The sequence below is a fragment of the Micromonospora sp. LZ37 genome (assembly GCF_059359015.1).
Map to the genome: position 1 here is coordinate 152,376 of NZ_JCADBL010000007.1, position 26,885 is coordinate 179,260.

Below are 26,885 nucleotides of genomic sequence, written 5' to 3' on the forward strand. Positions count from 1 at the left end.
CCTGCGTACGATCGGCGGATGCGGGAGGACGGCGACGGCAGCCTGGTCGCCATCAGCGACCTGCACATCCGGTACGCGGAGAACCGGGCCCTGGTACAGGCGCTGCGACCGGAGTCGCCGCGGGACTGGCTGCTGGTCGCCGGGGACGTGGCCGACACCGTCGCCGACGTGGAGTGGGCGCTCGGCCTGCTCGCGCAGCGGTACGACACGGTCATCTGGGCGCCCGGCAACCACGAGCTCTGGACCCCACCGGCGGACCCGGTCACCCTGCGGGGGGTGGAGCGCTACCGGCACCTGGTGGAGGTGTGCCGACGCCTCGGCGTGGTCACGCCGGAGGACCCGTACCGGGTGTGGCGGGGTGCCGGCGGGCCGGCGCTGGTGGCCCCGCTCTTCCTGCTCTACGACTACAGCTGGCGGCCGCCGGGGTTCGACACCCGGGCGGCGGCGCTGGCCGAGGCGTACCGCGCGGGGATCGTCTGCACCGACGAGATGCTGCTGCACCCCGATCCGTACCCGAGTCGTCAGGACTGGTGCGCGGCGCGGGTCGCCGAGACGGCCCGCCGGTTGGACCAGCGGGACCCGGAGCTGCCGACGGTGCTGGTCAACCACTGGCCGCTGGTACGCCGGCCCACCGACGTCCTGCGCTACCCGATCTTCGCGCAGTGGTGCGGCACCGAGGCCACCGCCGACTGGCACCGGCGCTACGCCGCCGCCGCGGTGGTCTACGGGCACCTGCACATCCCCCGCACCACCTGGTACGACGGGGTGCGCTTCGAGGAGGTGTCGGTCGGCTACCCCCGGGAGTGGCGGCGTCGGTCCGTGCCCCCGGGGCGGGTGCGCCGGATCCTGCCGGCGCCGGCCGGTACGCCGCCCACGGCCTGGTGAGACGCGAGGAGGCCCGGCCGGCGGCCGGGCCTCGGATCACGTCGCACCGGCTCAGGCGGTCATCGCGTCGACGGACTTCTTGATCGCCTTGGGGGCGGTCGGGGTGCGCGGCGCGTCGGCCCGCATGTCGATCATCCGCTGGCCGATCTCCTGGAGCTGGTTACGGCCGAGCGCCTCCCGCACCTTCGGGAACCACTCCTGCTCCTCCTCCTCGACGTGGTGCTCGACGTTCTCGATCAGCACCGTGGTCTTGGCGTTGAAGCGCTCGTCGGAGGCGTCCATGGTGGCCAGCTCGGCGCAGAGCACGTCCGCGACGTGGTGCTCCTCGTACGACTCGAGGATGTCGTCCTCCAGATCCGGCAGCAGCTTGCGGACCTCGGGGTACATCACCTCGTTCTCCAGGTAGGTGTGCACCGTGAGGGCCTCCAGGATCTGCGTGACCAGCTGCTGGCGCTTGCTGGCCGGACCGTCCTCGGCCTTCTGGAACTCCTTGAAGAGACGGCGCATCTCCTTGTGGTCCTCTTTGAGCAGGACGATGGCATCGGTGGACACCGGTTGACCTCCTTGTTCGGCTGACGTCTGACCCGGTACCCCGAGGGTGAGCTGCGAAAACGGGTGGGGCCCGGCGTGTTCCGCCGGGCCCCACCACTGGTCGTGCCGTGCTGCTGCTACTTCACCGCGTTGTGCGCGTTGACCATGCCGGCGCCGTAGAAGCCGTTCCGCTCGCCGCCGGAGCAGGTCGCGTTGTAGGCAGTGGGGCCGGCCGCGATCAGCGGCACCGGGTTGTAGACGCCCTCCGGGCAGGACCGCGCCTCGGACGTACGCTCCAGCAACGCCGCCAGCTGGCCCGGGCTCATGCCCGGGTGCGCCGACGCGGCCAGCGCCGCGACGCCGGCCGCGTGCGGGCCGGACATCGAGGTGCCCTGCTTGTAGCCCCAACCGTTGGTCTTCGTCGTCGTGTTGAAGGTGGTCGACAGGATCCCGTCGGTGAGGGTCGAGCGCGCGCCCTGGGTGCGGAAGCGGGTGTCGCCACCCGGCGCCGTCACGTCGATGACGCCCTGGCCGTACGAGGAGTAGTAGCTCTTCTCCCCGGTCGGGCCGACCGCCGAGACGGTCACCACGCCCGGCGCCTCGGCCGGCAGGTCGAGGCAGGCGTTGGTCAGGTTCTCCCGCTCCTCCGGCGTCCCGTTGTTCGGGCTGCCGAAGTCCGAGATCTTGTGCGCGAGGTCGTAGTTCGAGTTACCCGCGGACGCCACGTTCAGCACGCCCTTGCTCGACGAGTAACGGATGGCCCGCTGGACCGCCTGCCACACCGGACGCTGGCGCGCGTCGTTGCGGCAGTTCAGCTCCCACGGGTCGATGTAGTAGCTGTTGTTGGTCAGCTGCATGCCGTGCTCGGCGGCCCACATGAACCCGCAAACCGCGGCCTCGGGGAAGATGTAGCCGTCGTCGTTGACCACCTTCACCGCGGCGACCTTGACGCCCGGGGCGACACCGGTCACGCCGACGCCGTTGACCGCGGCGGCGATGGTGCCGGCCACGTGGGTGCCGTGGTCGGAGGTGGTCGGGTTCCAGGCGGCCTCGGTCGTGTCCACCGTGCCGCCGATGCAGGACGTGCTCTTGTCCTTGGCGATCTGGGTGGCCAGGTCGGGGTGGCTGCTGGAGATGCCGCTGTCCAGCACGCCCACCACCACGTCGGCGCTGCCGGCGTTGACGGCGTGGGCCTGCGGGACGTCGATCATCGGCATGTCCCACTGCTGGCCGAAGAGGGGCTCCTTGGTCGGGTCGGCGGTGGCGTTCGCCGCCTCGGCCGCGGAGACCTCGACGGTCTCGCCCTCGTCGAGAGCGGTGCCCAGGCCGGCGGTGGACGCCACCGACTCGACCCCAGCGCCCGCCACGTCGGTGACGAAGGTGGGGTTGGTCGAGCGGACGACGAGCACGCCGATCCGGTCGTAGCTGGCCACCACGGTGCCCTTGGCGGCGGCCACCCGGGCCGCCGCCTTCCCGGTGGTGGCGCCCTGCGGGGCCAGGACCAGGAAGGTGGTGTCCGGGCCGGCGGCCGCCGCCGGGGCCAGCCCGCCGGTGACGGCGAGGCCGACACCCAGGGCCACGGCGGACGCGGCAGCCAGTGTCTTGCGACGGAGGTTCTTCACACAGACTCCCAGGGGGCTGTTTCCAGCCGGGTGCGACCCCTGGCGGGGGAGCGACCGGCGGGAAGAGGGCAGGGTGCCCCTTCCGGGATTACAGCGCGCGCCGATGGTGTGGCGTTACACACACCCGTTGGGTCGGGCGGCGACCGTCACACGGTTGCCAGGGTGTGCGGGATCTCGTCGAGCAGCTCGCGGGCGAGGAAGCCGATCCGCCCGTACCGGGGGACCAGCCGCTGCCCGCTGACCGCGTGCGCCCACGCCGCCCAGCAGGCGGCCTGCGCCGGCCCCGCGCCCCGGGAGAGCAGCCCGGCCAGCAGCCCCGAGCGCACGTCGCCGCTGCCCGAGGTGCCCAGCCCGGCGTCGCCGCTCTCCTCCCGCCAGCAGTCCCCCTCGGGGGTGGCGATGTGGCCGTAGAGCGACACCACCGCGTCGTACCGGGTGGCCAGTTCGCGTGCGTCGGCGTCGAGGTCGGCGCCGGGCTCCCGGCCGAGCAGGTGCCGCGCCTCGGTCAGGTTCGGCGTGAGCACCACCGGCCGGCCCGAGCCGACCAGCAGGTCCGGCTCGTGGCTGAGCGCACCCAGGGCGTACGCGTCGAGCACCAGTGCCGTCTGCGGCCCGGCCGCGTCGAGGAGCAGGTGCAGCAGCGTCCGGGTCTGGTCGATGTCGTTGAGGCCGGGGCCCACCGCGACCACGTCGGCCTTGCCGACCAGCCCGCCGAGCAGCTCCCCGGGATCCCCGGCGACGGCCCCGTCCGGGGTCTCGGGGAGCCCGACGACCAGCGCCTCCGGCACCTGGATGCTCAGCGCGGCGGCGGTGGACTCGGCGGCGGCGAGTTGTAGTACGCCGGCGCCGGCCCGCAGCGCGGCCACCCCGGCCAGCAGCACCGCGCCGGGGGTGAACCGGGAACCCCCGACCACCAGCACCGTGCCGCGGTGCTCCTTGCCGCCGGTCGGCACCGGCAGCGCCCAGTCCCGCAGCACCTGCGGGGTGATGACCCGGGTCTCAGACCGGTTCGGCATGGACCTCGTCCTCCCTGGTGGGGCGGGCGCCCTGCTGGCGCAGGTGACGGACGTCGTTGAAGGTGTCCAGGGTGAGCCGGCCGTCGGCGTCGGCCGACCAGCCGGTCACCGAGCAGTTGGCGATGACGTGTTCCCGGGTCAACGCCATCAGCTCCGCCTCGGTCAGCCCCTCCACCAGATAGCGAAGCAGGAAGACCAGCGCGTCGTGGCCGAAGAGCAGCACCCGTCCACCCTCGTGGTCGCGGCGCAGGTCGCCCAGGAGCGCCCGCAGCCGCAGCGCGACGTCGGTCCAGGATTCGCCGCCCGGCGGGCGGTAGTAGAACTTGCCGAGCCGCCGGCGGCGGTCCGCCTCCTCGGGGAAGCGGCGTTGCACGCCGTGTCCGGTCAGGCCGTCGAGGATGCCCAGCTCCCGGTCGCGCAGCCGCTCGTCCTGGCTGGCCGGTATGCCGGTGCCGGCCAGCGCCAGCTCCGAGGTCCGCACCGCTCGCAGGTACGGGGAGACCACCGCGACGTCCGGGCGGCGCTGCTCGGGCAGGCCGACGAGCCAGCGGGCGGTGGCCCGGGCCTGCTCCTCGCCGGTGGTGGAGAGCGGCACGTCGGCGTCCCGATGGGTCAGGTCGATCAGGTCCGCGCCGGACGTCTCCGCCGCCGTCGCGGCGACGTTCGCCGTGCTCTCGCCGTGCCGCACGATCCAGAGGGCTGCCAGTTCCGCCATGCGGCCACCCGTACCCGAGCGGGCCGCCCGGTAACCGTTCGGCGCGGCCGGCAGTCCGCGACCGGCTCCCGGGCGTGAACGGGCCGGGGCCGGGTAAGCGCTGGCCCGTTCGGAAACCGAGACAGGGGAGGTACGCCGTGGCGACCGCGGTGAAGGAACAGAAGAGCCCGGTGAAGGACAAGAACTACGACCTGATCCACACGCTGCAGCTGTCGCTGGACAACATCTACCGGATGGACACCTACATCGCGGACGCGGAGCAGCGGGGCGACACGGAACTCGCCACCTGGTTCCGCAAGATCCAGGAGAACAACCGCAAGGCGGGTGACCAGGCCAAGCAGATGCTCATGACGCGCATGCAGCAGGAAGGGCGCTGAGCACCCGCGCCGCCGGGGCCGGACGCGGCAGCCTCGTCGCGTCCGGTCCCGGCGGCCGCGACACTCAGGGAACCCGGACGGCGTAGATGCCCCGGCCGAAGGTCCCCGCCACGAGGCGGTGGTTGGTGCCGTCGTACTCGATGTCGTCGACCGGGACCAGCGGCAGGCCGCGGCCCTGGCGCAGCCAGACCCCGCCGCCGGTCGGGCTGACGAACACGCCCTGGTCGGTGCCGACGTAGAGGGTCAGCCCCTTGCCGATCGCCAGGTCGTTGACCGGCGCCTTGGGCAGGGTGCCGCTGAGGTCGTGGAAGTGCCGGCCCCCGTCGAGCGAGCCGAGCACGTACGGCCGCTGGGAGCCGGACCGGTACGCCGACAGCGTCACGTACACCCGGTCGGCCCGCCGGGGGTCGACCACGATCCGGGTGACCCACGGCTGCCCGGAGAGCAGCAGCTGCCAGGAGCCGCCCAGGTCCCGGGTCACCCAGACCCGGCCGTCGTCGGTGCCGACGTAGACGGTCCGGCCGTCCCCGGCCGGCGCGATCGTGGTGATGGTGCCGTAGTTGGTGTAGATCGGGTCGCGCCCCGGTCCGCCGGTCAGGTCGCCGCTGATCGCCGTCCAGGTCCGGCCGCCGTCGGTCGACCGGTTCAGCACGTTCGCGCCGTAGTACATCACCGCCGGGTTCCGCGGGTCGAAGACCACCGGGGTGAACCAGTTGCGCCGGGCCCCGGTTACCTTGTTGCCGAAGTACGTCATCGTCTCGCCGCCGTCGACCGACCAGAAGCAGTTGCCGTACTGGTAGCAGGCGTAGACGTTCTCCTTGTCGGTCGGGTTGATCAGGTTCTCCTCGCCGTCCCCGCCCAGGTACTCGTTGAAGGCGGGGCCGCCCCAGGAGCGCAGCGAGCCGTTGTCCTGGGTGCCGCCGGAGATCCGGCTGACGTCCTGCGGCGTGATCGCCACGCTGTAGAACTGGGTGTACGGCTCGTGGGTGGCCTTCACCCAGCCGCCGTCCCCGTCGGCGTCGGAGCGGTACGTCCCCCCGTCGTTGCCGAGGTAGACCCGCTGCGGATGGCGCGGGTCCCAGATCATCGCGTGGTGGTCGACGTGGATGGAGCTGCTGTCGGCCGTCCAGGTCCGCCCGCCGTCCTTCGTGGTCAGCAGCGGCACGCCCGCGACGTGCACGTGCTGTGGCTCGTCCGGGTCTACCCAGACCTTGCCGAACCACCAGCCGAAGGTGGACTGCGAGGTGGTCAGCTCGGGGGTGTCCGGCAGCCGGGTCCAGGCGTCGCCGCCGTCGTCGCTGCCGTAGAAGCCGGCGAACGGGCCGGCGGTGGAGTTGACGATCGCGTAGAGCCGGTCCGGGTCCGAGGCGGACTGGCCCAGGCCGATCCGGCCCACCTCCGGCCCGGCCGCCGGCAGCCCACCGCCCAGGCGCGCCCAGGTGGTCCCGCCGTCGACGGAGCGGTAGACCCCTGAGCCGACCCCGCCGTAGGTGCGCAGGTCGGGGGTGCGGCGGTGGTCCCAGAGCACGGCGTAGAGCCGGTCGGCGTCGCGCGGGTCGATCAGCACCTCGGTCGCGCCGGTGAACTCGTTGGCCCCGGCGAGGATCCGCTGCCAGGTCGCCCCGCCGTCGGTGGAGCGGTAGACGCCCCGGTCGCCGCCGCCGTTGTAGAGCGAACCGGCCGCGGCCACGAAGATCCGCTTCGGGTCTGCCGGGTCGACGGTGATCGCGCCGATCGCGCCGGAGTCCCGCAGGCCCAGCGACCGCCAGTTCTTTCCGCCGTCGCGGGAGGCGTAGAGGCCGGTGCCCTCGTAGGTGATGCTGCCGCCGCCCGGATTGACCTCGCCGGTGCCGGCGTACAGGGTGCCGTCCGGGCCGGTCGCCACCGCGCCCATCGCCTGGGTCCAGCCGTCCGGCCAGGCCGGTGCGAAGCGGTTGCCGGCGTCGCGGCTCACCCAGACCCCGCCGCTGGCCGCGGCGGCGTAGACGGTGTCGGGGCGGTGCGGGTCCAGCGCGAGCGAGGTGATCCGGCCGCCGATGTTGGTCGGCCCGATCGGGGTCCACCGGCCACCGACGGCGGGCAGTCGGGTGGCGGCCCGCGCCGCGGCGTCGTACGCGTGCCGGGGCAGCGCCTCGCCGCGCACGGTCTTCTGCAGGTAGCGGTACTCGGCGGGGGCGGAGGGCCCGCGCACCGGCCGGTACTCGTCGTCGGGCCGCGGCGGCGAGGCGCCGGCGCCGGTGGGGGAGAGGGCCGCGGCGCCGCCGGAGAGCAGCGTCGCCGCGAGGATCAGGGAGAGGGTACGTCGTCGTGCCACGGAGGTCCCTTCGCCGGTGGAGGGAGGGTCGACGGTCCCGCCGAACGTTACGAAGGCGGATGTCGATGGTCAACCCTCCGGCGTCGCCGAAAGTGACCGGGTCGACACGGGACACTAGGCAGGAGTGGCATCGATGAGGTGGAATGGCCTGACCTGCCGTACCCGTCGGAAGGACCACGATGACGCCTGCCCGGAGCCGGGCGCTGGCCGCCGCCACCCTCACGGCGCTGCTGGTCACGGCCGCCCCCACCGCCCCCGCCCACGCCGCGCCCGACCCGCCGCACATCGTCGGCGACCACACGGTGCCGGTCTACTCCTACGCCGACGCCGTCCGGGAGAGCGTCCAGGTCGAGACGCCGACCGACGCCGACGGCGACGGGGTGCGCGACCGGGTCGTGGTCGACCTGGTGCGGCCCCGCGAGGCGGCGCAGGCCGGCGTCCGGGTGCCGGTCATCATGGACGCCTCGCCGTACTACCACTGCTGCGGCCGGGGCAACGAGAGCGAACGCAAGACGTACGACGCGAACGGCGTGATCGCCAAGGCACCGCTCTTCTACGACAACTGGTTCGTCCCCCGCGGGTACGCCTTCGCCGCGGTCGACCTCGCCGGCACCGCCCGCTCCACCGGCTGTCAGGACGTCGGTGGCCGGGCCGAGGTGGCCGGGGCGAAGGCGGTGGTGGACTGGCTCAACGGCCGGGCCCGCGGCTTCACCCTGGACGGGCGGCCGGTCACCGCGTCGTGGAGCACCGGCCGGGTCGGCATGATCGGCAAGTCGTGGGACGGCTCGGTCGCCAACGGGGTGGCGGCCACCGGCGTGCGCGGCCTGGCGACCATCGTGCCGATCTCCGCCATCTCCAGCTGGTACGACTACCAGCGCTACCGGGGCCTGCTGCGGGCGTCGGACTACCCCGCCTACCTGCATCAGGTGGTCAACGGCCGGCCCGCCGAGGCGTGCGCCGCACTGCTCGCCCGGCTGCGCGCGGAGAGCGCGGAGGAGACCGGCGACTACAACGCCTACTGGGCGGAGCGGGACTACCGCCGCTCGGTCGGGCAGGTCCGGGCCAGCGTGCTGGTCGCGCACGGCGTCAACGACCTCAACGTCACCACCGGCCAGTTCGCCCGCTGGTGGGACGCGCTCGCCGACCGGCACGTGCCGCGCAAGCTCTGGCTCTACCAGGCCGGGCACGAGGACCCGTTCGACGTCCGCCGGGCCGAGTGGGTGGCCACCCTGCACCGCTGGTTCGACTACTGGCTCCAGGGCCTGTCCAACGGGGTCATGCGGGAGCCGCGGGCCACCCTGGAGACCGCCCCCGGGGTCTGGACCGAGGAGCGGGACTGGCCCGCCCCGGGCACCCGGCACGTCCGGGTGGCCCTGGGCGCCGGCGACGGCACGACCGGCACGCTCGGCGGTCGCGGCGCGAGCCGGGGCGTGGTGCGGGCGTACACCGACGAGTCGCTGACCGAGCCGCAGGTGGTCACCGAGCCGACGACGGCCCGCGCCGGACGGCTGGTGTTCCTCTCCGGCGCGCTGACCACGCCGCTGCGGATCTCCGGGACCCCCTCGGTGCGCCTGCGGATCAAGGTCGACCGGCCGACCACCGCGCTGAGCGCGCGACTCGTCGACTACGGCACCGCGGAACGGATCCAGTACCGCACCTCCGAGGGGGTCCGGACGCTGGCCACCGAGTCGTGCTGGGGGGAGTCCACCGAGGTCGACGACGCCTGCTACCGGGACACCGCCGAGATCACCGCGGTCACCGACCACGGCGTGCTCACCCGCGGTTGGCTCGACGCGGCGCACCACCGGTCCCTGCGGTTCGCCAGTCCACTGCGCCCGGACCGCTGGTACACCGTCACCCTGCCGCTCAACGCGTACGACGCGGTGCTGCCGGCCGGCCACGTGCTCGGTCTGGTCCTGGCCCAGAGCGACCCGGGCTTCACCGAGACCGACGACCGGGACGCCACCGTCACGGTGGACCTCGGGCGAAGCGCGCTGACCCTGCCCGTCACCGGCGCGGCCGCCCTGCCGCCGGTCACGGTCGCGCCCGACGTGGTCACCGCTCCCGCCCCGTCGACCGGCCGCGCCGCCCCGCCCGACCGGCGCCAGCTGCCCGACCGGTCCTGACCACGGTCGCCGACCGGCCCGCCGCCGCCTCCGAGCCGGGGCGGCGGCGGGCCGACCGAGGTCGCCCGGCCGCCACCCGACGCTGTCGGTGGGTGTGGTTATGGTCCCCGCACAACGCGGGTGATCAAGGAGACGGCGTGCGCAGATTCGACTACGTCAGCGGCAGCGCGGCGAAGTTCTGGGAGGTGGTCGCGGCCGGTGCGACGGTCACCGTCCGATACGGACGGATCGGTACCGAGGGGCGGACCCAGGTCAAGGAGTTCGGCTCGGAAGCCGAGGCCACCGGGCACGCCGACAAGCTGATCGCGGAGAAGCTCCGCAAGGGGTACGTCGAGACCGGCGCCCCCGTCGGGACGGCCGCCGCCACTGCCACCGCCGCGACTGCCGCCCCGGTCGCGTCGGCCCCGGCCGACCCCGCCGCCGAGCTGCCCGACGAGGAGACCTTCGTGGTGCCGGCCGCCTGGCGGCGCACCCTCATGCCACGCCGTGGCGGCCCGCACGGGTCCACGCTGCCCACCGCCGACAAGGCCCGCAAGGCCGGCGGGGAACTGCTGGCCTCGCTCGCCCCGGAGCTCGACGCGCTCTCGGCCACCGATGGCGATCCGGAGCTGATCGCGGCGCTGCGGGCCTACCGGGCGGGCGACCACACGCCACTGGGCGCGGCCGTGCTGCTGGTGGCCGTCGCACACGAATGCGGCTGGTGGGACCGCGACAACCGGGGTCGCGTCCTCGCCGACCTGCTGGTCGCCACGGACGGGCTGGTCGCCACGACCCACGCGATGGCCGAATCGGCGCTGCTCACCACCGGCAATCCGCGCGGCATCCGCCCTCCCGAGCTGCTGCGGGTCCCCGCCGGCAGCGCGGATTGGACCCACCGCCACGCCCGGATGGGCGCGCTCGTCCGGGTCCGGGCCCACCTCGCCGTGGCCTCCGACGAGGAGTACGCCGCCGCCCGCGCCGTGCTGGCCGGGTACCGTGACCTCGGCCTGATGAACCGGGTGATCAGCTCGTTCCTGCTGCCCACCGAGGACGACTGGGTGGCGGCGGACTGCGCCGAGGTCGAGCGGTCCGCCGGCCGGGAACTCATCGAGGTCATGATGGGTGTCACGGGCGACGCGGCGCAGTTCACGCGATTCGCCGCCCACTCCTCGGTGTACTCCTTCCTGTACGACGCGACGCAGCTCACCACCGCCGCCGCCGCCATCGGGCCGGCGCTCGCCCCCGTGCTGGCCGAGTGGTTCGACACGGAGTACCTCGGCGCCGAGGAGCGGCAGCGCCTGGTGTCGCTGCTCGCCGCCTTCCCGGGCGACGAGGCGATGCGGCTGCTGCTGGACCGCCTCGACCGCAAGTACGTCCAGGCCGGCGTGCTGGACATGCTCCGGCGCTATCCGGTGCGCGGGGTGCGCCTGCTCGCCGACGCGGCGCGGGGGAACACCGCCGCCGCCCGGGACGCCGCCACCCTGCTGCGCGGGCACGTGATCACCAACCCGGCGGCGGTCGAGGCCGCGCTGCCGCTGCTCGACGAGGCGCAGCGGCAGCGGGTGGAGCAGGTCCGCGCCGAGCAGGGTCCGGAGGTCCCGCCCGCCGACCCCGACCGGCTGCCCCCGGTGCTGGTCGACCCGCCGTGGCTGGGCCGGCCCCAGCGGACCGACCCGCCGGCGCTGCCGGGCCTGTCCCGCCCCGACCAGGCCACGACGCAGTGGCTGCCCGGGGAGCGCGAGCGGTGGGCGGCGACCAGGACCGCGTACCTGGCGTACTGGCGTCGCGGCGAGGACCTCTCCGACCTCGCGCCGCTGGCGGCGCAGGGCAGGCTGCGCGACAGCGAGGCCATTCCGTTCTACACCCGGGCCCCGGAGGGGGTGGCCCGCCCGTCGCTGCGCCGGTGGCGCCCGGAGGCCACCTGGTACGGCGAGGAGTGGCTGCGCTGCCTGATCGGACGCTTCGAGACCGACGCGCTGCCGACCGCCCTGCACGTCGCCCGGATCGCCCCGCACACCCTCGGCGAGGTGCTGCTGCCGTACGCCGCGGGTGAGGTCGCGGACCTGATGGCCGACTGGCTGGAGCGGCTCAAGTCCGCCCGCACCACCGCCCTGGCCTGGTTCCGGCGGCACCCGGCGTTCGCCGCGCGGGCGCTGCTCCCGGCGGCCCTCGGCCAGCCCGGCCCTGCCCGGCGGGCCGCCGAGCGCGCGCTGCGCCTGGTCGCCACCGACCACCGCGAGCTGGTCCTGGACGCCGCCCGGTCGTACGGCGAGCCGGTGGTCGCCGCCACGGTCACCCTGCTCGACGCCGACCCGCTGGAGCAGCTGCCGAAGCGCATCCCGGCCCTGCCACAGTGGCTGGACCCGGTGCTGCTGCCGCCGGTGCTGCTGCGCGACCGCTCGGCGGCGCTGCCCGCCGACGCGCTGCGGCACCTCTGCACCATGCTTGCCATCTCCAAGCCGGGTGAGGTCTACCCGGGCGTGGTCCGGGTGCGCGAGGCCTGCGACCGCGCGTCGCTGGCCGAGTTCGGCTGGGCGCTCTTCGAACGCTGGCAGGCCGCCGGGGCCCCGTCCAAGGAGGGCTGGGTGCTGCTGGCGCTCGGTTGGATCGGCGACGACGCGACCGCCCGCCGGCTCGCCCCGGTGATCCGGGCCTGGCCCGGTGAGGGTGGGCACGCCCGGGCGGTCACCGGGCTGGACGTGCTCGCCGCGATCGGCACCGACGTGGCGCTGATGCACCTCTGGGGCATCTCGCAGAAGGTCAAGTTCCGCGGGCTGCGGGAGCGGGCCGCGCAGAAGGTCGCCGAGGTCGCCGCCGACCTCGGCCTCGACGCCGAGCAGCTCGGCGACCGGCTGGTCCCCGACCTCGGGCTGGACGCCGACGGCAGCCTGGTCCTCGACTACGGCCCGCGGCGGTTCACCGTCGGCTTCGACGAACAGCTCAAGCCGTACGTGGTGGACGGTGCCGGAACGCGGCGCAAGGAGCTGCCCAAGCCGGGTGCCCGGGACGACCAGGCGCTCGCGCCGGTCGCGTACCAGCGCTTCAGCGGGCTGAAGAAGGACGTGCGCACCCTCGCCGCCGACCAGATCCGCCGGTTCGAGGCCGCGATGGTCGCCCAGCGCCGCTGGTCGGCGGCCGACTTCCGGCGGCACTTCCTGGAGCATCCGCTGCTCTGGCACGTCGTCCGGCGGCTGGTGTGGGCGACCTTCGACGACGCCGGTGCGGTGGGCACCGCGTTCCGGGTCGCCGAGGACCGCAGCCTGGCCGACGTCGAGGACGAGGCGTACGCGCTGCCGGAGGAGGCGGTGATCGGCATCGCCCACCCGCTGCACCTGGGCGGCGGGCTGCCCGCCTGGGCCGAGCTCTTCGCCGACTACGAGATCCTCCAGCCCTTCGCCCAGCTCGGCCGCGAGGTGCACCGGCTCGACCCGGCCGAGCGCGACGGGCGGCAGCTGAAGCGGTACGTCGGGCTCAGCGTCCCGGCCGGCCGGCTGCTCGGCCTGGAGCGGCGCGGCTGGCGCCGGGGCCAGCCGCAGGACGCCGGTGTCCAGTGCTGGCTGGAGCGGGAGCTGCCCGGCAACCGGGCGGTGGTGGTGAACATCGACCCGGGCATCGCGGTCGGCGTGGTCGACATGTTCCCGGACCAGAAGTTGGAGGAGATCTGGGTGAACGACCGCCCGGAGGGCGAGTGGCACTCGCGCGACGGTGGGCTGCGCTTCGGCGACCTCGACGAGGTCACCGCCTCCGAGGTGCTGCGCGACCTCGCGGAGGTGGTCCGGTGACCACCACCGACCCGACGGCCGAGCGGGCCCAGCGCCCCCCGGCCGAGCTGCGGTACGCCGACGAGCTGGCGAAGCTGCGCGCCGACGACGCCGACCCGCGCCCGCCCGGCTGGGCGCTGAGCCTGCGGGCGGCCCGACGGTTCATCCTGGGCGACCCGGCGGCCGGTGTCAGCCGCAAGTTCGTCGGCGACCCGTCGCTGATCGACCGCGCGCTGGTCGCCCTCGCCACCAGCCGCGGCCTGATGCTGGTCGGCGAGCCCGGCACCGCCAAGTCGCTGCTGTCGGAGCTGCTGGCCGCCGCGGTCAGCGGGGACTCCACGCTGACCATCCAGGGCGGCGCGGCGACCACCGAGGACCAGATCCGTTACTCGTGGAACTACGCCCTGCTGGTGGCGGACGGCCCGTCGCCACGGGCGCTGGTGCCGGCACCGCTGCTGCGCGGCATGGCGCAGGGCCGGGTGGTCCGCTTCGAGGAGATCACCCGCTGTCCCCTCGAGGTGCAGGACTGCCTGCTCTCCCCGCTGTCGGACCGGGTCCTCGCCGTGCCGGAGCTGCCCGGGCCGGACGCGATGGTCTTCGCCCGGGAGGGCTTCAACGTGATCGCCACCGCGAACACCCGGGACCGGGGCGTCAACGAGATGAGCGCCGCGCTGAAGCGACGGTTCAACTTCGAGACCGTCTTTCCGATCCCGGACCTCTCCACCGAACTGGACCTGGTCGAGGCGGAGGCGGCCGTGCTGCTCCAGCGCTCCGGGGTGGCCGTGCCGCCCCGGCGCGACGTGCTGGAGGTGCTGGTCACCACGTTCCGCGAGCTGCGCACCGGGCTCACCGAGCGGGGCGAGGCGATGGAGCGGCTCTCGGCGGTGATGAGCACCGCCGAGGCCGTCTCGGTCGCCCACGCGGTCGGGCTGCGCGGCTGGTTCCTGCGCGGCGAGGCCGGCGACGCCGCCGACGTGGTCGCCTGCCTGGCCGGCACCGCGGCCAAGGACGACCCGGAGGACCTGGCCCGGCTGCGCCGCTACCTGGAGCAGCGGGTTCCCCGGCGCAGGGGTGCGCAGTGGCAGGCGTTGCACGACGCCCGGCACCTGCTGCCCGGCTGATGGCGACCAGTGATCCGGCCGGCGTCACGTTCCTCGGAGTCCGCCACCACAGCCCGGCCTGCGCCCGGCTGGTGGCGGCCACCATCGCGGCGCTGCGCCCGGCGTACGTCCTGGTGGAGGGGCCGGTCGACCTCAACGACCGGCTGGACGAGCTGCTGCTCGGCCACGAACTGCCGATCGCCGTGTTCACCGCGTACCGGGACTCGGGGCGGCGGCACGCCTCGTGGAGCCCGTTCTGCGGGTACTCCCCGGAGTGGGTGGCGCTGACCGAGGGACGGGCCGCCGGGGCGGAGGTCCGCTTCATCGACCTGCCCGCCTGGCATCCGGCCTTCGCCCGGCGCGCCAACCGGTACGCCGACGCCGACCAGCGGTACGCCGACGCGGTGGCCCGGCTCTGCGCCACCCTGGCCGTGGACAACGTGGACGCCCTCTGGGACCACCTGTTCGAGATCGGGTCGGACGACGGGCTCGCCGAACGGCTGGCCACCTACTTCGACCTGCTGCGTGGGGAGTCCGAGGCGGGGGAGGACGACGCGGCGCGGGAGGCGTACATGGCGCGCTGGGTGCGCGCGGCCCGGTCCCGGGCCGGCGGTCGCCCGGTGCTGGTGGTCACCGGCGGTTTCCACCGGCCGGCGCTGATCCGGCTGGTCGACGCCGCCCCGCCCGCCGGGTCCGCCGCCGCCGGGGCGGACGTCGACGAGGCCGGCTGGCCCGCGGTGCCCGCGCCGGACGCGGGCGCGGTGGCCAGCAGCTACCTGGTGCCGTACTCCTTCAAACGGCTGGACGCCTTCGACGGCTACCAGTCCGGCATGCCCTCGCCCGCGTACTACCAGCGGCTCTGGGAGGACGGCCCGGAGCGGGCCGCCGACGCCCTCGTCGAGACGGTCGCCACCCGGCTGCGGGCCCGCCGGCAGCCGGTCTCCACCGCCGACCTGGTCGCCGCCCGGACCATGGCCGGCGGCCTGGCCCGGCTGCGTGGACACGCCCACCCGGCCCGCGTCGACGTGCTCGACGGACTGGTCTCCGCCCTGGTCTCCGACGCGCTCGACCAGCCGTTGCCGTGGACCGCCCGGGGGCGGCTCGCCGCCGGCACCCACCCGGCGGTGGTGGAGATGGTGGCCGCGCTCAGCGGCCGGCGGACCGGTCGGCTGCACCCGGACACCCCGCTGCCGCCCCTGGTGCGCGACGTCGAGGTCGAGCTGCGTCGGCACGGGATCGACCTCTCCGCCGACCTCGACCTCGACCTCACCGACCCGGCCGACCTGGACCGCAGCCGGCTGCTGCACCGGCTCCGGCTGCTCGGCGTCGCCGGCCACGTCCGTGAGCGCGGCCCGCGGGTCGGCGCGGACGTGGTGCTCAGCGAACACTGGTCGGCCCGACCCGCGCCGGACCGGCTGTCCGAGCTGATCGAGGCCGGCGGGTACGGCCCGACCGTGCTCGACGCGGTCACCGCCCGGGTCGAGGAGCGGATCAGCCTGGTCGCCGGGGACGTCGACGCCCTCGCCGGGCTGCTCTTCGACACCGCGCTCTGCGGCTTGCGCGCGCACTCGACGCGGGCGCTCGCGGCCATCGCCGAGGCCGTCGGCGCGGTCACCGAGCTGCGCACGCTGGGCCGGGCGCTGGCGGTGGCGCTCGGCCTCTGGCGGCACGACCGGCTGCTCGGCAGCGCCGGCGCCGCGCCGCTCGGCGCGGTGGTCACGGCCGCTGTCGACCGGGCGCTCTGGCTGGCCGAGGGGGTGCGCGGGGCCACCGCGCCCGCCGATCCCGGCCGGCTGGCGGCGCTGGTCGCGGTCCGCGACGCCCTGCGGTACGCCGGCCCGACACTCGGCATCGACGCCGCGCCGGCGCTGGCCGTGGCCGCCCGGATCGCGGCCGACCCGACCGCCCCGCCGGACCTGCGCGGCGCCGCCCTGGGCCTGCGCTGGTCGCTCGGCGCCGGGGGCGACGCGGTCCGGGCGGTCCGGGCCGTCGCCGCCCCGACGGTGCTCGGCGACTGGCTGGCCGGCCTGTTCGCGCTGGCCCGTGAGGAGGTCGTCGACGGCGACCGGGCGCTGCTCGCGGTGCTCGACGGCCTGCTCGCCGCGATGTCCCCGCACGACTTCCTGGTGGCGCTGCCCGCGCTGCGACAGGCGTTCGGCTGGTTCCCGCCCCGCGAGCGGGAGGCCGTCGCCCGGCACGTGATCGACCTGCGCGGGTCGGCCGACCCGGCCCGTACGCTGCTGCGCCTCGACGTCGACCCGCTGCTCGTCGCCCGGGCCCGGGCGCTGGACGCCCGGGTCGACGCCCTGCTCGCCCGGGAGGGTCTGCTCTCCGACGGGCCCGACCCGCACGGAGGCCCGTGATGACCGACCCCGCACTGGAACGGTGGCGGCTGGTGCTCGGCGAGCCCGCCCAGGCCAGCCTCGGCGCGCTCGGCGAGGCTGCCGCGGGTCGGGACGCCGCCCTCGACTGGCTCTACGGACGCGACGAGGAACTCGACCGGCGGGACGTGCGCCGCGGCGGCAGCGGCCCGTCGCTGCTGACCACGGTCGACTGGCTGGACCAGATCACCCGGCTCTTCCCGCGGGAGACGGTGGAACGGCTGGAACGTGACGCCGTCGAGCGCTACGAGATCCACGACGTGGTGACCGATCCGCAGGTGCTGGCCCGGGTCGAGCCCAGCGCGACCCTGCTGCGGGCGGTGCTGCGGACGAAGCACCTGATGAATCCGGAGGTGCTGCGGCTGGCCCGGCGGATCGTCGAGACCGTGGTCCGGCAGCTGATGGAGCGGATGGCCACCGAGGTGCGGCAGTCCTTCTCCGGCGCCCGGGCCCGCCGGCCCAGCCGGTTCCGGCAGGCCCGCAACTTCGACGTCCGGCGCACCATCCGGGCCAACCTGGCGCACTGGCGCCCGGACGAGCGGCGGTTGCACGTGCGTACCCCGCACTTCTTCTCCCGCACCCGTCGGCACCTGGACCGGTGGCAGGTGATCCTGCTGGTCGACCAGTCCGGGTCGATGGTCGGCTCGGTCATCCACGCCGCCGTCACCGCCGCCTGCCTGTGGGGGCTGCCCGGCGTCCGCACCCACCTGGTCGCCTTCGACACCGAGGTGGTCGACCTCACCGCCGACGTGGACGACCCGGTCGAGCTGCTGCTGAAGGTGCAGCTCGGCGGCGGCACCGACATCGCCCGCGCGGTGGCGTACGGGGCGCAGCTGATCGAGAACCCGCGCCGGGCCATCGTCGTGCTGATCACCGACTTCTACGAGGGCGGCAGTGAGGCGCGGCTGGTGCGGACCGTGAAGCAGCTGGTCGAGCAGGGCACCCACGTGCTCGGCCTGGCCGCGCTGGACGAGGAGGCCAACCCGGCGTACGACCGGGCGATGGCGCAGCGGCTGGCCGATGTCGGGGCCGGGGTCGGCGCGATGACTCCGGGCGAGCTGGCCGCCTTCGTCGCCGAGCGGGTCAGCCGGTGACCGGGCGGCCCGAGGGGGCGACGGTGGTCCGTGCCGACCTGCTGGCGCTCACCCCGGAGGTGCTCGCGACCCTCGCCAACCGGGGCCTGGTGAAGCGGGCCGGCAGGGCGGTGGACGGGGGCGAGGCACCCGCGCTGCGCACCGACGACGGCGGCACGGTGTACGCCGAGCACCCCGACGGCGTCCGCAGCAGCCTGCCGCCGGGCGGCGGCCTCGGCGCGGGCAGCTGCTCCTGCGGCGCGCCGGGCATCTGCCGTCACCTGCTCGTCCTCGTCCTCGCCTACCAGCGGCACATCGGTGCGGCCGCACCGGCGGCACCGGGCGCGCCCGCCGGGGCCGCCCCGGACGGCGCCTCCGGTCCCACGGACGGCCCGGGCACCCCGGTCCCCACGGCCGAGGCGGCGGAGCCGGCGGGGCGGTTCGAGACCTGGTCGCCGGGGGAGGTCACCGACGAGGAACTCGCCGAGGCGGTCGGCGACTCCGCGCTCGCCGCCGCCCGCCGCCGGCACCGGCGCGGGTACGTCGCCCGGGTCCGCCGGCCCACCGCGGAGGACCCGGTGCCGCAGGTGGAGCTCCCCACCGGCACGGTCCGGTTCCTGGTGCCGCACCAGATCGCCTTCGCCCACGCCGACGCCGCCGACGGCGGCCCGGAGTCGGTCGCGCTGGCGGTCTGGGCGTACCGGGTGGCGGACCGGGACCGGCCCGGGCTGTGGGAGGCCCAGGTCCGGGTCGGCGGCGGGACGGCCGAGGTGGACATCGCGGCGCTCGACCGGGCGGTCGCGCTGGCCGGGGAGGTGCTGCTCGCCGGGGCGGTGCACACCGGTGCCGGCGCGGCGGCCCCCCTCGCCACCGCCCGGCGCGACCTGGACGCCGCGGGGCTGCGCTGGCCGTTGCTCGCCCTGGACGAGCTGGCGGCGCAGCTCGACGCGTACGCCGCCCGCGGCGCCCGCTACCGACCGGCCCAGCTGGCCGAGGTGCTCGCGGAGCTGCCCGCCCGGCGACGCGCGGTGGTGAACCGGGGCGCCAGCCCGGTGGAGCGGGTGCTCGGCACCGACGAGCCCGCCGAGACGCCGCTGCGCAGACAGCGGCTCACCGGGCTCGGCGCGCGGGTACGCGAGTCGGCCGACGAGTTCGGCGTCGAGGTCTTCCTCGCCCAGCCGGCCGGGGCGGGCGTGCTCGTGCTGCGCCGGGACTGGCCGCGCGCCGACGTCGGGCGGGTCACCGGTCACGACCTGGCCGGCCGTCGGGTCGCCGGCACCACCGTCGGCGCCCTGGCCGGCGGCAACGTGGTCACCGAGTCCGCCGTGCGGGGCCCCTCGGGGCGGATCCGGTTCGCCGCCGGCCGGATCGCCCGGACCACCGTCTCGCCGGGGGCCGGCTCGTGGGGCGAGCTGCCACCGGGCGTGCTGGTCCGGGACCTCGCCGCGCTCGGCGCGGCCCTGGCCGAGTTGCCGCCCCGACCGTTGCGCCCGCGCGCGGACGCCGAGTCGGTGCGGGTGGTGGAGATCGCCGAGGTACGCGCCGTCGGGTACGCCGCGGGCGAGCAGCGCCTCGACGCGGTGGTCGCCGACCCGTCCGGCGGCACCGCGACCGTCTCGGCGGTGCACCGCTCGGTCTGTCCGGCCGCGCTGGACACCCTCGCCGCCGCCCTGGCCGGCGCGCACGGCACCCCCCGGTACGTCAGCGGCGCCGTCCGGCGGGGTCCCGGTGGGCTGGTCATCGAGCCCTTCGCCGTGGTGGCCGAGCAGACGGTGGTCGTACCCGATCTCGCCGCCGGGACCGGCGACGGCGCGCTGGCCGGCGCGGACATCGAGCCGCCGGACCCGGTCGACGCCGCGCTGCGCGAGGGGCTGGGACTGCTCGCGCAGGCCGCGCACGCGGGGCTGCGGCACCTGCCGGGCGGGTTTCCCGACCGGCTGCGCGCCTCCGGCGCGGCGCTGGCCGCGGCCGGGCTGGACCGGTGCGGGGCGGCGCTGCGCGCGCTGGCCGGGACGCTCGGTCCGGCGCCGGGCGACGCGGCGGTCCGCGCCTGGGTGGACGCGCAACTGCGGCTGCTGGTCGCCGCGGAGTCCCGGTGAGCGGCCGCCGCGGGGCGACCACGGCGCGTGCCGAGCCGGACGGCGAGTCGCTACCCTGCGTCCATGAACGGCGGGCAGGACGGGGAACAGTTGGCGGCGTCGCTCGGGCGCGTTCTCGCGGGGCTGACCTTCGTCGACCTGACCACCGACGCGGTGACGGCGCTGATCATCGAGTCCGTGCGCGGCTGGGCGGGCGACCAGGGCTGGCGGGTCTACCGCCGGGCGCCGAGCGTGGTGCCGTTGCCGCCGCCGCTGGCCCACCAGTATTCGGTGCTGGATGTGGCGTGTGCCCGACCGGACGGGCCGCCCGTGGTCGTCGAGGTCGACCACACCGACCGGCGGCGCACCTGGGACAAGCTGGCGGCGGAGGCGGCGGCCGGCCGCGTCGCGATCTGGGTGCGCTGGGGACCGGGCCGCTTCGGCGTACCGCCCGCGCCGATCCATCAGGTCACCTGCGAGGTCTCCCGGCGCGCCGGGCCGGCCGGTCGGCTGCACAGCCGGGCACCCGGCGGCGGCCCGCCGCCGCCCGCGCACTCCGAGCGGGGCGCCGGCCGCACGGCCGTGCTGCTGCCGCTGCCGTCGTTGGACGACCGGACGCCCTGACCCACCGCTCACCGGGCGCACTCAGCACGGTCTGCGGCGGGTGGCGGCATGCCGAGGCGCGGTGCCCTACTCGAAGCGCGTCGGGTCCCCGGCGCCCCGACGGACGATCTCCGGTTCGTCCTGCGAGAAGTCGATCACCGTGGTCGGCAGGGTGCCGCACTCGCCGGAGTCGATCACGGCGTCGACCACGTGGTCGAGCCGCTCCTTGATCTCCCAGCCCTGGGTCATCGGCTCGGTCTCGTCGGGCAGCAGCAGGGTGCTCGACACCAGCGGCTCACCCAGCTCGCTCAGCAACGCCTGCGCCACGGTGTGGTCGGGGATGCGGACCCCCACGGTCTTCTTCTTCGGGTGCAGCAGCCGGCGCGGCACCTCCTTGGTCGCCGGCAGGATGAAGGTGTAGCTGCCCGGGGTCGCCGCCTTCAGTGACCGGAACAGGGCGTTGTTGATCTGGACGAACTGGCCGAGCTGCGCGAAGTCCCGGCACACCAGGGTGAAGTGGTGCCGGCTGTCCAGCTGGCGGATCTCCCGGATCCGGTCGATGCCGTCCCGGTTGCCCATCCGGCAGCCCAGCGCGAAGCACGAGTCCGTCGGATAGGCGATCAGCCCGTCGGAGCGGACGAGGTCGACCACCCGGCTGATCGTCCGCGGTTGCGGGTTGTCCGGGTGCACGTCGAAGTACGTCGCCATGGCGGAAGCTTAGAAGCGGCGTCGCCGGTGCGCGGCATCGGTGGCCACCCCGGCTGCCGTGGCGTCCCGGTGAGCCGGGCGCGCGCGGTGGCGGTGGCCGCTACGGTGTGAGGCGTGGCGACGACGGCGGCGGAGGAGATCCGGGTCGGGGAGCGGCTGGTCCGGGTCTCCAGCCCGGACAAGCCCTACTTCCCGGAGCGGGGCCTGACCAAGCTGGACGTGGTGCGCTACTTCCTCGCCGTCGGCGACGGCATCCTGCGCGCGCTGCGGGACCGGCCGACCATGCTGGAACGCTGGCCGCGCGGTGTCTTCGAGGGTGCGAAGATCGGCACCCGGCAGGACAACCGGGGTGACGCCTTCTACCAGAAGCGGCTGCCCGCCGGCGCTCCCGACTGGGTGCGCACCGCGCACATCACCTTCCCCAGCGGCCGGACCGCCGACGAGGTCGCGCCGAGCGAGCTGGCGGTGGTGGCCTGGGCGGCCAACCTGGGCACCCTGCGGTTCCACCCCTGGCCGGTCTCGGCCGCCGACGTGGAACGCCCCGACCAGCTCCGCATCGACCTGGACCCGATGCCGGGCGTCGGCTTCGACCAGGTGGTGCCGGTGGCCCACGAGGTGCGCGCCTTCCTCGACGAGCTGGGGCTGGTCGGCTACCCGAAGACCACCGGTGGGCGCGGCCTGCACGTCTACCTCTCCATCGAGCCGCGGTGGAGCTTCGGCGAGTGCCGGCGGGCGGTGCTCGCGCTGGGCCGCCAGATGCAGCGCCGCCGCCCCGACCTGGTCACCACCACCTGGTGGCGGGAGCAGCGGGACCGGCCGGTCTTCGTCGACTACAACCAGATGGCCCGCGACCACACCATGACCTCGGCGTACTCGATCCGGCCGACGCCCGCGGCGTTGGTCTCCGCGCCGCTGGAGTGGTCGGAGCTGGACCACGCGCGGCCCGAGGACTTCGACGTGGTGAGCATGCCGGCCCGGTTCGCCGAACGCGGCGACCCGCACGCCGGGCTGGACGAACGGCGGTTCTCGCTGGAGCCGCTGCTGGAGCTGGCCGACCGGGAGGGGCTGGAGGCCCCGCCGGAGCGCTGACGCCTACTCCCAGGGGCTCCGCGAGCCGTCGTACTCCTCGAAGACCAGCCAGGTCCGGGTGGAGAGCACCCCGGCGATGCTCTGCACCCGGTTGAGCACCACGTCCCGCAGGGTGGCGTTGTCCGGCGCGCGGACCAGGGCGAGCACGTCGTGCTCCCCGCTGAGCAGCGCGACGTGCTCGATGTAGCGCACCCGGGCCAGCTCCGCCGAGACCTCCCGCCAGGTGTTCTGCTCGATGGTCAGGGAGATGTACGCCGAGGTGCCCAGCCCCGCCGGCTCCGGCGCGACCTGGGCCCGGAAGCCGGTGATCACGCCGTCGCGCAGCAGCCGCTCCACCCGGGCGTACGCGTTGGTACGGGAGACGTGCACCCGTTCGGCGAGGGTGCGGATGGAGATGCGGCCGTCGCGGACCAGCTCGCCGAGGATCCGCCGGTCGACCTCGTCGAGGGGGCCGGCCGAACGTCCCGCCGCTCCCGTCACGTCCTGTCCCGGAGGGGTTTCCTGGCTCACATCGGCCTCCACGCGGTGCCATTCGTCCCACGTTCGCCGTGGATCTTGAGTCAATCATCCGACAGCACGAGCATAGGGGCACCACACGTCCAGGAGGTCCCCGCCGTGACGACCACACCCCAGGCGGTCCGCAGGGCATCCCCGCGCACCCGCCGGCCGGCCACCCCGGCCCCGCCCGACCCGTCCGCCGGGCTGCTCCCGCAGGCCGAGCCGGTCCGACTGCTCGACCCCACCGGCACCCCGCTGCCGCCCCGCGACGACTACCCCGAGCCGCCCGTCGAGGCGCTGCGCGAGATGTACCGGCGGATGGTGGTCGGGCGCCGCTTCGACACCCAGGCCACCGCGCTGACCAAGCAGGGCCGGCTCGCCGTCTACCCGTCCTCGCGCGGCCAGGAGGCCTGCCAGGTCGGGGCCGTCCTCGCCCTGCGCGACGACGACTGGGTCTTCCCCACGTACCGCGAGTCGATGGCGTTGACCGCCCGGGGGCTCGACCCGGTCGAGGTGCTCACCCTGCTGCGCGGCGACTGGCACTGCGGCTACGACCCGACCCGGGTGCGCACCGCGCCGCAGTGCACCCCGCTGGCGACCCAGTGCGTGCACGCCGCCGGCCTCGCCTACGGCGAGTCGTACCAGGGGCGGGACACCGTCGCGCTGGCCTTCATCGGCGACGGCGCCACCAGCGAGGGCGACTTCCACGAGGGGGTCAACTTCGCCGCCGTGTTCAAGGCCCCGGTCGTCTACTTCGTGCAGAACAACAAGTACGCGATCAGCGTCCCGCTGTCCCGGCAGACCGCCGCGCCGAGCCTGGCGTACAAGGGTGTCGGGTACGGCGTGCCCAGTGAGCAGGTCGACGGCAACGACCCGGTCGCCGTCCTCGCCGTGCTCACCCGCGCGGTCGCGCACGCCCGCGCCGGCAAGGGCCCCTACCTGGTCGAGGCGCACACCTACCGGATGGAGGCGCACACCAACGCCGACGACGCCACCCGCTACCGGGGTGCCGACGAGGTCGAGGCCTGGCGGGACCGCGACCCGGTCGCACGGCTGGAGACGTACCTGCGGACCCGCGGCGTGCTCGACGACGCGGCGGTGGCCGCGATCGCCGAGGAGGCCGAGGCGTACGCCGCCGACCTGCGCGAGCGGATGAACGCGCAGCCCACCGTCGACCCGCTCAGCCTCTTCGAGCACGTCTACGCCGAGCCGACCCCGCAGTTGGTCGAGCAGCGTGAGCAGGTCCGTGCCGAGCTGGCCGCCGACCGCGACGCGGAGGGGGACGCCTGATGGCCACCATGACCATGGCGAAGGCGCTCAACGCCGCGCTCGCCGACGCGATGCTCGACGACGAGCGGGTGCTCGTCTTCGGCGAGGACGTCGGGCAGCTCGGCGGCGTCTTCCGGATCACCGACGGGCTCCAGGCCCGGTTCGGCGACAAGCGCTGCTTCGACACCCCGCTCGCCGAGGCCGGCATCGTCGGCTTCGCCGTCGGGCTGGCCATGTCCGGGCTGCGCCCGGTGGTCGAGATGCAGTTCGACGCGTTCGCGTACCCGGCGTTCGAGCAGATCGCCTCGCACGTGGCGAAGCTGCGCAACCGCACCCGGGGCGCGCTCAGCGTGCCGATCGTCATCCGGGTGCCCTACGCCGGCGGCATCGGCGGGGTCGAGCACCACTGCGACTCGTCGGAGGCCTACTACGCGCACACCCCCGGGCTGAAGGTGGTCACCCCGGCCACCGTGGAGGACGCGTACTCGCTGCTGCGCGAGGCGATCGCCGACCCCGACCCGGTGGTCTTCCTGGAGCCGAAGAAGCTCTACTTCTCCAGCGCCGAGGCGGAGCTGCCCGCGGCCACCGCGCCGTTCGGCCGGGCGGTCGTGCGCCGGCCCGGCACCGACGCCACCCTGGTCGCGTACGGCCCGGCGGTGCCGGTCGCCCTCGAGGCCGCCGAGGCCGCCCGCGAGGAGGGCTGGGACCTGGAGGTGGTGGACGTGCGCACCATCGTGCCGTTCGACGACGAGACCGTCGCCGCCTCGGTCCGGCGGACCGGCCGGTGTGTGGTGATCCAGGAGGCGCAGGGCTTCGCCGGGGTGGGGGCGGAGATCGCCGCCCGGGTGCAGGAGCGCTGCTTCCACGCCCTGCACGCGCCGGTGCTGCGGGTGTCCGGCCTGGACATCCCGTACCCGCCGCCGATGCTGGAACACACCCACCTGCCCTCGGTGGACCGGGTGCTGGACACCGTGGCCCGCCTCCAGTGGGACGACCGGCCCGACTCCCGCTGGCTGCCCCAGGGCAGCGCCGCATGACCACCGTCGACCGGACGCAGGTCTTCCTCCTACCCGACCTGGGCGAGGGGCTGAGCGAAGCCGAGATCGTCGAGTGGCGGGTCGCCGTCGGCGACGTGGTCACGGTGGACCAGAGCGTGGTGGAGGTGGAGACCGCCAAGGCTGTCGTCGACGTGCCCTGCCCGTACGCCGGTCGGGTCGTCGCCCTGCACGGCGCGGCCGGTGAGGTCCGCCCGGTCGGCCAGCCGCTGATCACCATCGCGCCGCTGGACGGCGGCGACGAGCCCGCCGGGCACGCCACCTACCGCGAGGAGGAGCGGGCCGGCTCCGGCAACGTCCTGATCGGGTACGGCACCGGTCACGGCGGCGGCCGGCGGCGGCGTCGTCCGCGGCTGGCCCTCGCCCCCGGAGCGCCCACCCCGGACACCGCCGCCACGGACCGGGCCGGCGTGGCCGGACAGCCGGGCGGCGGTCCCGCCGTCGGGCGGACGACGGGCGACCCGGCCGCGTCGAGCGCCGCCGGTGGAGCGGGCGACCCGGCCCCGACCGGCGGCACCGCCCCGCTGGTCATCTCGCCGATCGTCCGCCGGTTGGCCAGGGAGCACGGCGTGGACCTGGCGACGCTGCGCGGCACCGGTCCCGGTGGCGTGATCCGGCGGGCGGACGTCGAGGCCGCCCGGAGCGCCCCCGCCACCCGGCTCGCCGTCGTGCCGGATGAGCCGGCCGCGCACGTCGGCCTGGCTCCCGCCGGCGACGGCGACGTGGTCATCCCGCTCACCGGCATCCGCAAGGTGATCGCGGACAAGCTCTCCCGCAGCCGGCGGGAGATCCCCGAGGTGACCATCTGGGTGGACGTGGACGCCACCGGTCTGCTGGAGACCCGCCGCGCGATCAACGCCGCCACCCCGGACGAGCCGGTGAGCATCCTGGCCCTGCTGGCCCGGATCTGCCTCAGCGGGCTACGGAGGTTCCCGCAGCTCAACGCCCACGTCGACACCGAGGGTCAGCGGATCGTCCAGTCGGCCGGGGTGCACCTGGGCATCGCCGCGCAGACCGACCGGGGCCTGATCGTCCCGGTGCTGCGGGACGCCCAGCGGCTCACCACCCGTGAGCTGGCCGCCGCGCTGGTGGAGACCACCACCGCCGCGCGGGCCGGTACCCTGCCGCCGGCGCGGCTCACCGGCGGCACGTTCACGCTCAACAACTACGGCGTGTTCGGGGTGGACGGCTCGACCCCGATCATCAACCACCCGGAGGCGGCGCTGCTCGGGGTGGGCCGGATCGTGGACAAGCCCTGGGTGGTCGACGGGCAGTTGGCCGTGCGCAAGGTGACCCAGCTCAGCCTGACCTTCGACCACCGGGTCTGCGACGGTGGCGTGGCGGGAGGCTTCCTGCGGCACGTCGCCGACTGCGTCGAGCAGCCGGCGCTGCTGGTCGCCAACGTCTGAGCGGTAGGGGCGGAGCCGGCCGGGCAGGCCGGCTCCGCCGCCTCAGCCCGTGCTGTCCGGTTCGGGACGTCTCCCGGCCCGGCTGCCGGGGCGGGACCGCGACCACGGTGACCAGGACTGGACTGACCGGCCCGAGTCGGGACGGCGGGACGCGGACCACCCAGCGCCCCTGATCCGGGACGGGCGGGCCGCGTAATCGCGGTCGAGCACATCGGCGACCAAAAGCCAGACCGTTTCCGAGTATTTCCCGCGAAAGTGCGCCACGGGCGCAGAAGCGCCGTACAGAATGTGGCCAA

At 75.1% G+C, this 26,885-nt stretch carries 20 protein-coding genes; 13 read left to right on the forward strand and 7 right to left on the reverse strand.

What is annotated here, in order from left to right:
* The first annotated feature begins 18 nt into the window (after positions 1-18).
* Positions 19-885, forward strand: coding sequence for a metallophosphoesterase family protein (locus AC5L3Z_RS16580; protein ID WP_494842980.1), 867 nt, complete (start codon positions 19-21; stop codon positions 883-885).
* Between the two features lie 51 nt (positions 886-936).
* Here AC5L3Z_RS16580 and AC5L3Z_RS16585 read toward each other — a convergent pair whose 3' ends face one another.
* From AC5L3Z_RS16585 to AC5L3Z_RS16600, 4 genes are all read right to left on the reverse strand, one after another.
* A complete protein-coding gene (locus AC5L3Z_RS16585; RefSeq protein ID WP_494842982.1) occupies positions 937-1,437 on the reverse strand; it encodes a hemerythrin domain-containing protein in 501 nt (166 codons plus the stop codon).
* A 116-nt stretch (positions 1,438-1,553) separates the two neighbouring features.
* Positions 1,554-3,038, reverse strand: coding sequence for a S8 family peptidase (locus AC5L3Z_RS16590; protein WP_494842984.1), 1,485 nt, complete (start codon positions 3,036-3,038; stop codon positions 1,554-1,556).
* Positions 3,039-3,184: 146 nt separating this feature from the next.
* Positions 3,185-4,054 (reverse strand): NAD(P)H-hydrate dehydratase, encoded by an 870-nt coding sequence (locus AC5L3Z_RS16595; protein WP_494842986.1) that lies wholly within the window; start codon positions 4,052-4,054, stop codon positions 3,185-3,187.
* Positions 4,038-4,769 (reverse strand): histidine phosphatase family protein, encoded by a 732-nt coding sequence (locus AC5L3Z_RS16600; RefSeq protein ID WP_494842988.1) that lies wholly within the window; start codon positions 4,767-4,769, stop codon positions 4,038-4,040. Before AC5L3Z_RS16600 ends, AC5L3Z_RS16595 begins: the two co-directional genes overlap by 17 nt.
* 149 nt (positions 4,770-4,918) lie before the next feature.
* On the opposite strand from AC5L3Z_RS16600, the gene AC5L3Z_RS16605 reads away from it, so the two are divergent.
* A complete protein-coding gene (locus AC5L3Z_RS16605) occupies positions 4,919-5,146 on the forward strand; it encodes a hypothetical protein (protein ID WP_334526633.1) in 228 nt (75 codons plus the stop codon).
* 64 nt (positions 5,147-5,210) lie between these two features.
* Here AC5L3Z_RS16605 and AC5L3Z_RS16610 read toward each other — a convergent pair whose 3' ends face one another.
* Complete coding sequence (locus tag AC5L3Z_RS16610; protein WP_494842990.1) at positions 5,211-7,460, reverse strand: WD40/YVTN/BNR-like repeat-containing protein; 2,250 nt, start codon at positions 7,458-7,460, stop codon at positions 5,211-5,213.
* 179 nt (positions 7,461-7,639) lie between these two features.
* Here AC5L3Z_RS16610 and AC5L3Z_RS16615 point away from each other — a divergent pair, with 179 nt between their 5' ends.
* The 7 genes from AC5L3Z_RS16615 (at position 7,640) to AC5L3Z_RS16645 (ending at position 20,582) form a co-directional block, all read left to right on the forward strand.
* Positions 7,640-9,586 carry a Xaa-Pro dipeptidyl-peptidase gene (locus tag AC5L3Z_RS16615; protein ID WP_494842992.1) on the forward strand — a complete coding sequence of 649 codons (1,947 nt, stop codon included), beginning with the start codon at positions 7,640-7,642 and terminating at the stop codon, positions 9,584-9,586.
* Positions 9,587-9,723: 137 nt separating this feature from the next.
* A complete protein-coding gene (locus tag AC5L3Z_RS16620; protein WP_494842994.1) occupies positions 9,724-13,347 on the forward strand; it encodes a DUF4132 domain-containing protein in 3,624 nt (1,207 codons plus the stop codon).
* Positions 13,344-14,447 carry an ATP-binding protein gene (locus AC5L3Z_RS16625; protein ID WP_494842996.1) on the forward strand — a complete coding sequence of 368 codons (1,104 nt, stop codon included), beginning with the start codon at positions 13,344-13,346 and terminating at the stop codon, positions 14,445-14,447. The genes AC5L3Z_RS16620 and AC5L3Z_RS16625 overlap by 4 nt, the downstream gene beginning before the upstream one ends.
* Positions 14,447-16,789: a DUF5682 family protein gene (locus AC5L3Z_RS16630; protein ID WP_494842998.1), complete on the forward strand. Its 2,343-nt coding sequence runs from the start codon at positions 14,447-14,449 to the stop codon at positions 16,787-16,789. The genes AC5L3Z_RS16625 and AC5L3Z_RS16630 overlap by 1 nt, the downstream gene beginning before the upstream one ends.
* Positions 16,789-17,901 (forward strand): VWA domain-containing protein, encoded by a 1,113-nt coding sequence (locus AC5L3Z_RS16635; protein WP_334526650.1) that lies wholly within the window; start codon positions 16,789-16,791, stop codon positions 17,899-17,901. Before AC5L3Z_RS16630 ends, AC5L3Z_RS16635 begins: the two co-directional genes overlap by 1 nt.
* Entirely contained in the window at positions 17,898-19,979 is a 2,082-nt protein-coding gene (locus AC5L3Z_RS16640; RefSeq protein ID WP_494843000.1) for a YehQ family protein, read from the forward strand. The genes AC5L3Z_RS16635 and AC5L3Z_RS16640 overlap by 4 nt, the downstream gene beginning before the upstream one ends.
* A 63-nt stretch (positions 19,980-20,042) precedes the next feature.
* Positions 20,043-20,582, forward strand: coding sequence for a hypothetical protein (locus AC5L3Z_RS16645; protein ID WP_494843002.1), 540 nt, complete (start codon positions 20,043-20,045; stop codon positions 20,580-20,582).
* 66 nt (positions 20,583-20,648) lie between these two features.
* Here AC5L3Z_RS16645 and AC5L3Z_RS16650 read toward each other — a convergent pair whose 3' ends face one another.
* Positions 20,649-21,269 carry an L-threonylcarbamoyladenylate synthase gene (locus AC5L3Z_RS16650; RefSeq protein WP_494843004.1) on the reverse strand — a complete coding sequence of 207 codons (621 nt, stop codon included), beginning with the start codon at positions 21,267-21,269 and terminating at the stop codon, positions 20,649-20,651.
* 114 nt (positions 21,270-21,383) lie between these two features.
* Between AC5L3Z_RS16650 and AC5L3Z_RS16655 the strand changes: the two genes are divergently transcribed.
* On the forward strand, positions 21,384-22,358 hold the full coding sequence (locus AC5L3Z_RS16655) for a DNA polymerase domain-containing protein (RefSeq protein ID WP_494843006.1): 975 nt from the start codon (positions 21,384-21,386) through the stop codon (positions 22,356-22,358).
* Positions 22,359-22,361: 3 nt separating this feature from the next.
* Here the strand turns inward: AC5L3Z_RS16655 and AC5L3Z_RS16660 are convergent, their stop codons facing one another.
* Positions 22,362-22,868 (reverse strand): Lrp/AsnC family transcriptional regulator, encoded by a 507-nt coding sequence (locus AC5L3Z_RS16660; RefSeq protein WP_494843008.1) that lies wholly within the window; start codon positions 22,866-22,868, stop codon positions 22,362-22,364.
* A gap of 72 nt (positions 22,869-22,940) precedes the next feature.
* Here AC5L3Z_RS16660 and pdhA point away from each other — a divergent pair, with 72 nt between their 5' ends.
* Genes pdhA through AC5L3Z_RS16675 form a run of 3 tightly spaced genes read left to right on the forward strand, consistent with a single transcriptional unit; the run spans position 22,941 to position 26,589 of the window.
* Positions 22,941-24,146, forward strand: coding sequence for a pyruvate dehydrogenase (acetyl-transferring) E1 component subunit alpha (pdhA, locus tag AC5L3Z_RS16665; protein ID WP_494843246.1), 1,206 nt, complete (start codon positions 22,941-22,943; stop codon positions 24,144-24,146).
* A complete protein-coding gene (locus AC5L3Z_RS16670) occupies positions 24,146-25,162 on the forward strand; it encodes an alpha-ketoacid dehydrogenase subunit beta (RefSeq protein ID WP_494843010.1) in 1,017 nt (338 codons plus the stop codon). Before pdhA ends, AC5L3Z_RS16670 begins: the two co-directional genes overlap by 1 nt.
* A complete protein-coding gene (locus AC5L3Z_RS16675) occupies positions 25,159-26,589 on the forward strand; it encodes a dihydrolipoamide acetyltransferase family protein (RefSeq protein WP_494843012.1) in 1,431 nt (476 codons plus the stop codon). Before AC5L3Z_RS16670 ends, AC5L3Z_RS16675 begins: the two co-directional genes overlap by 4 nt.
* The last annotated feature ends 296 nt before the right edge of the window (positions 26,590-26,885 follow it).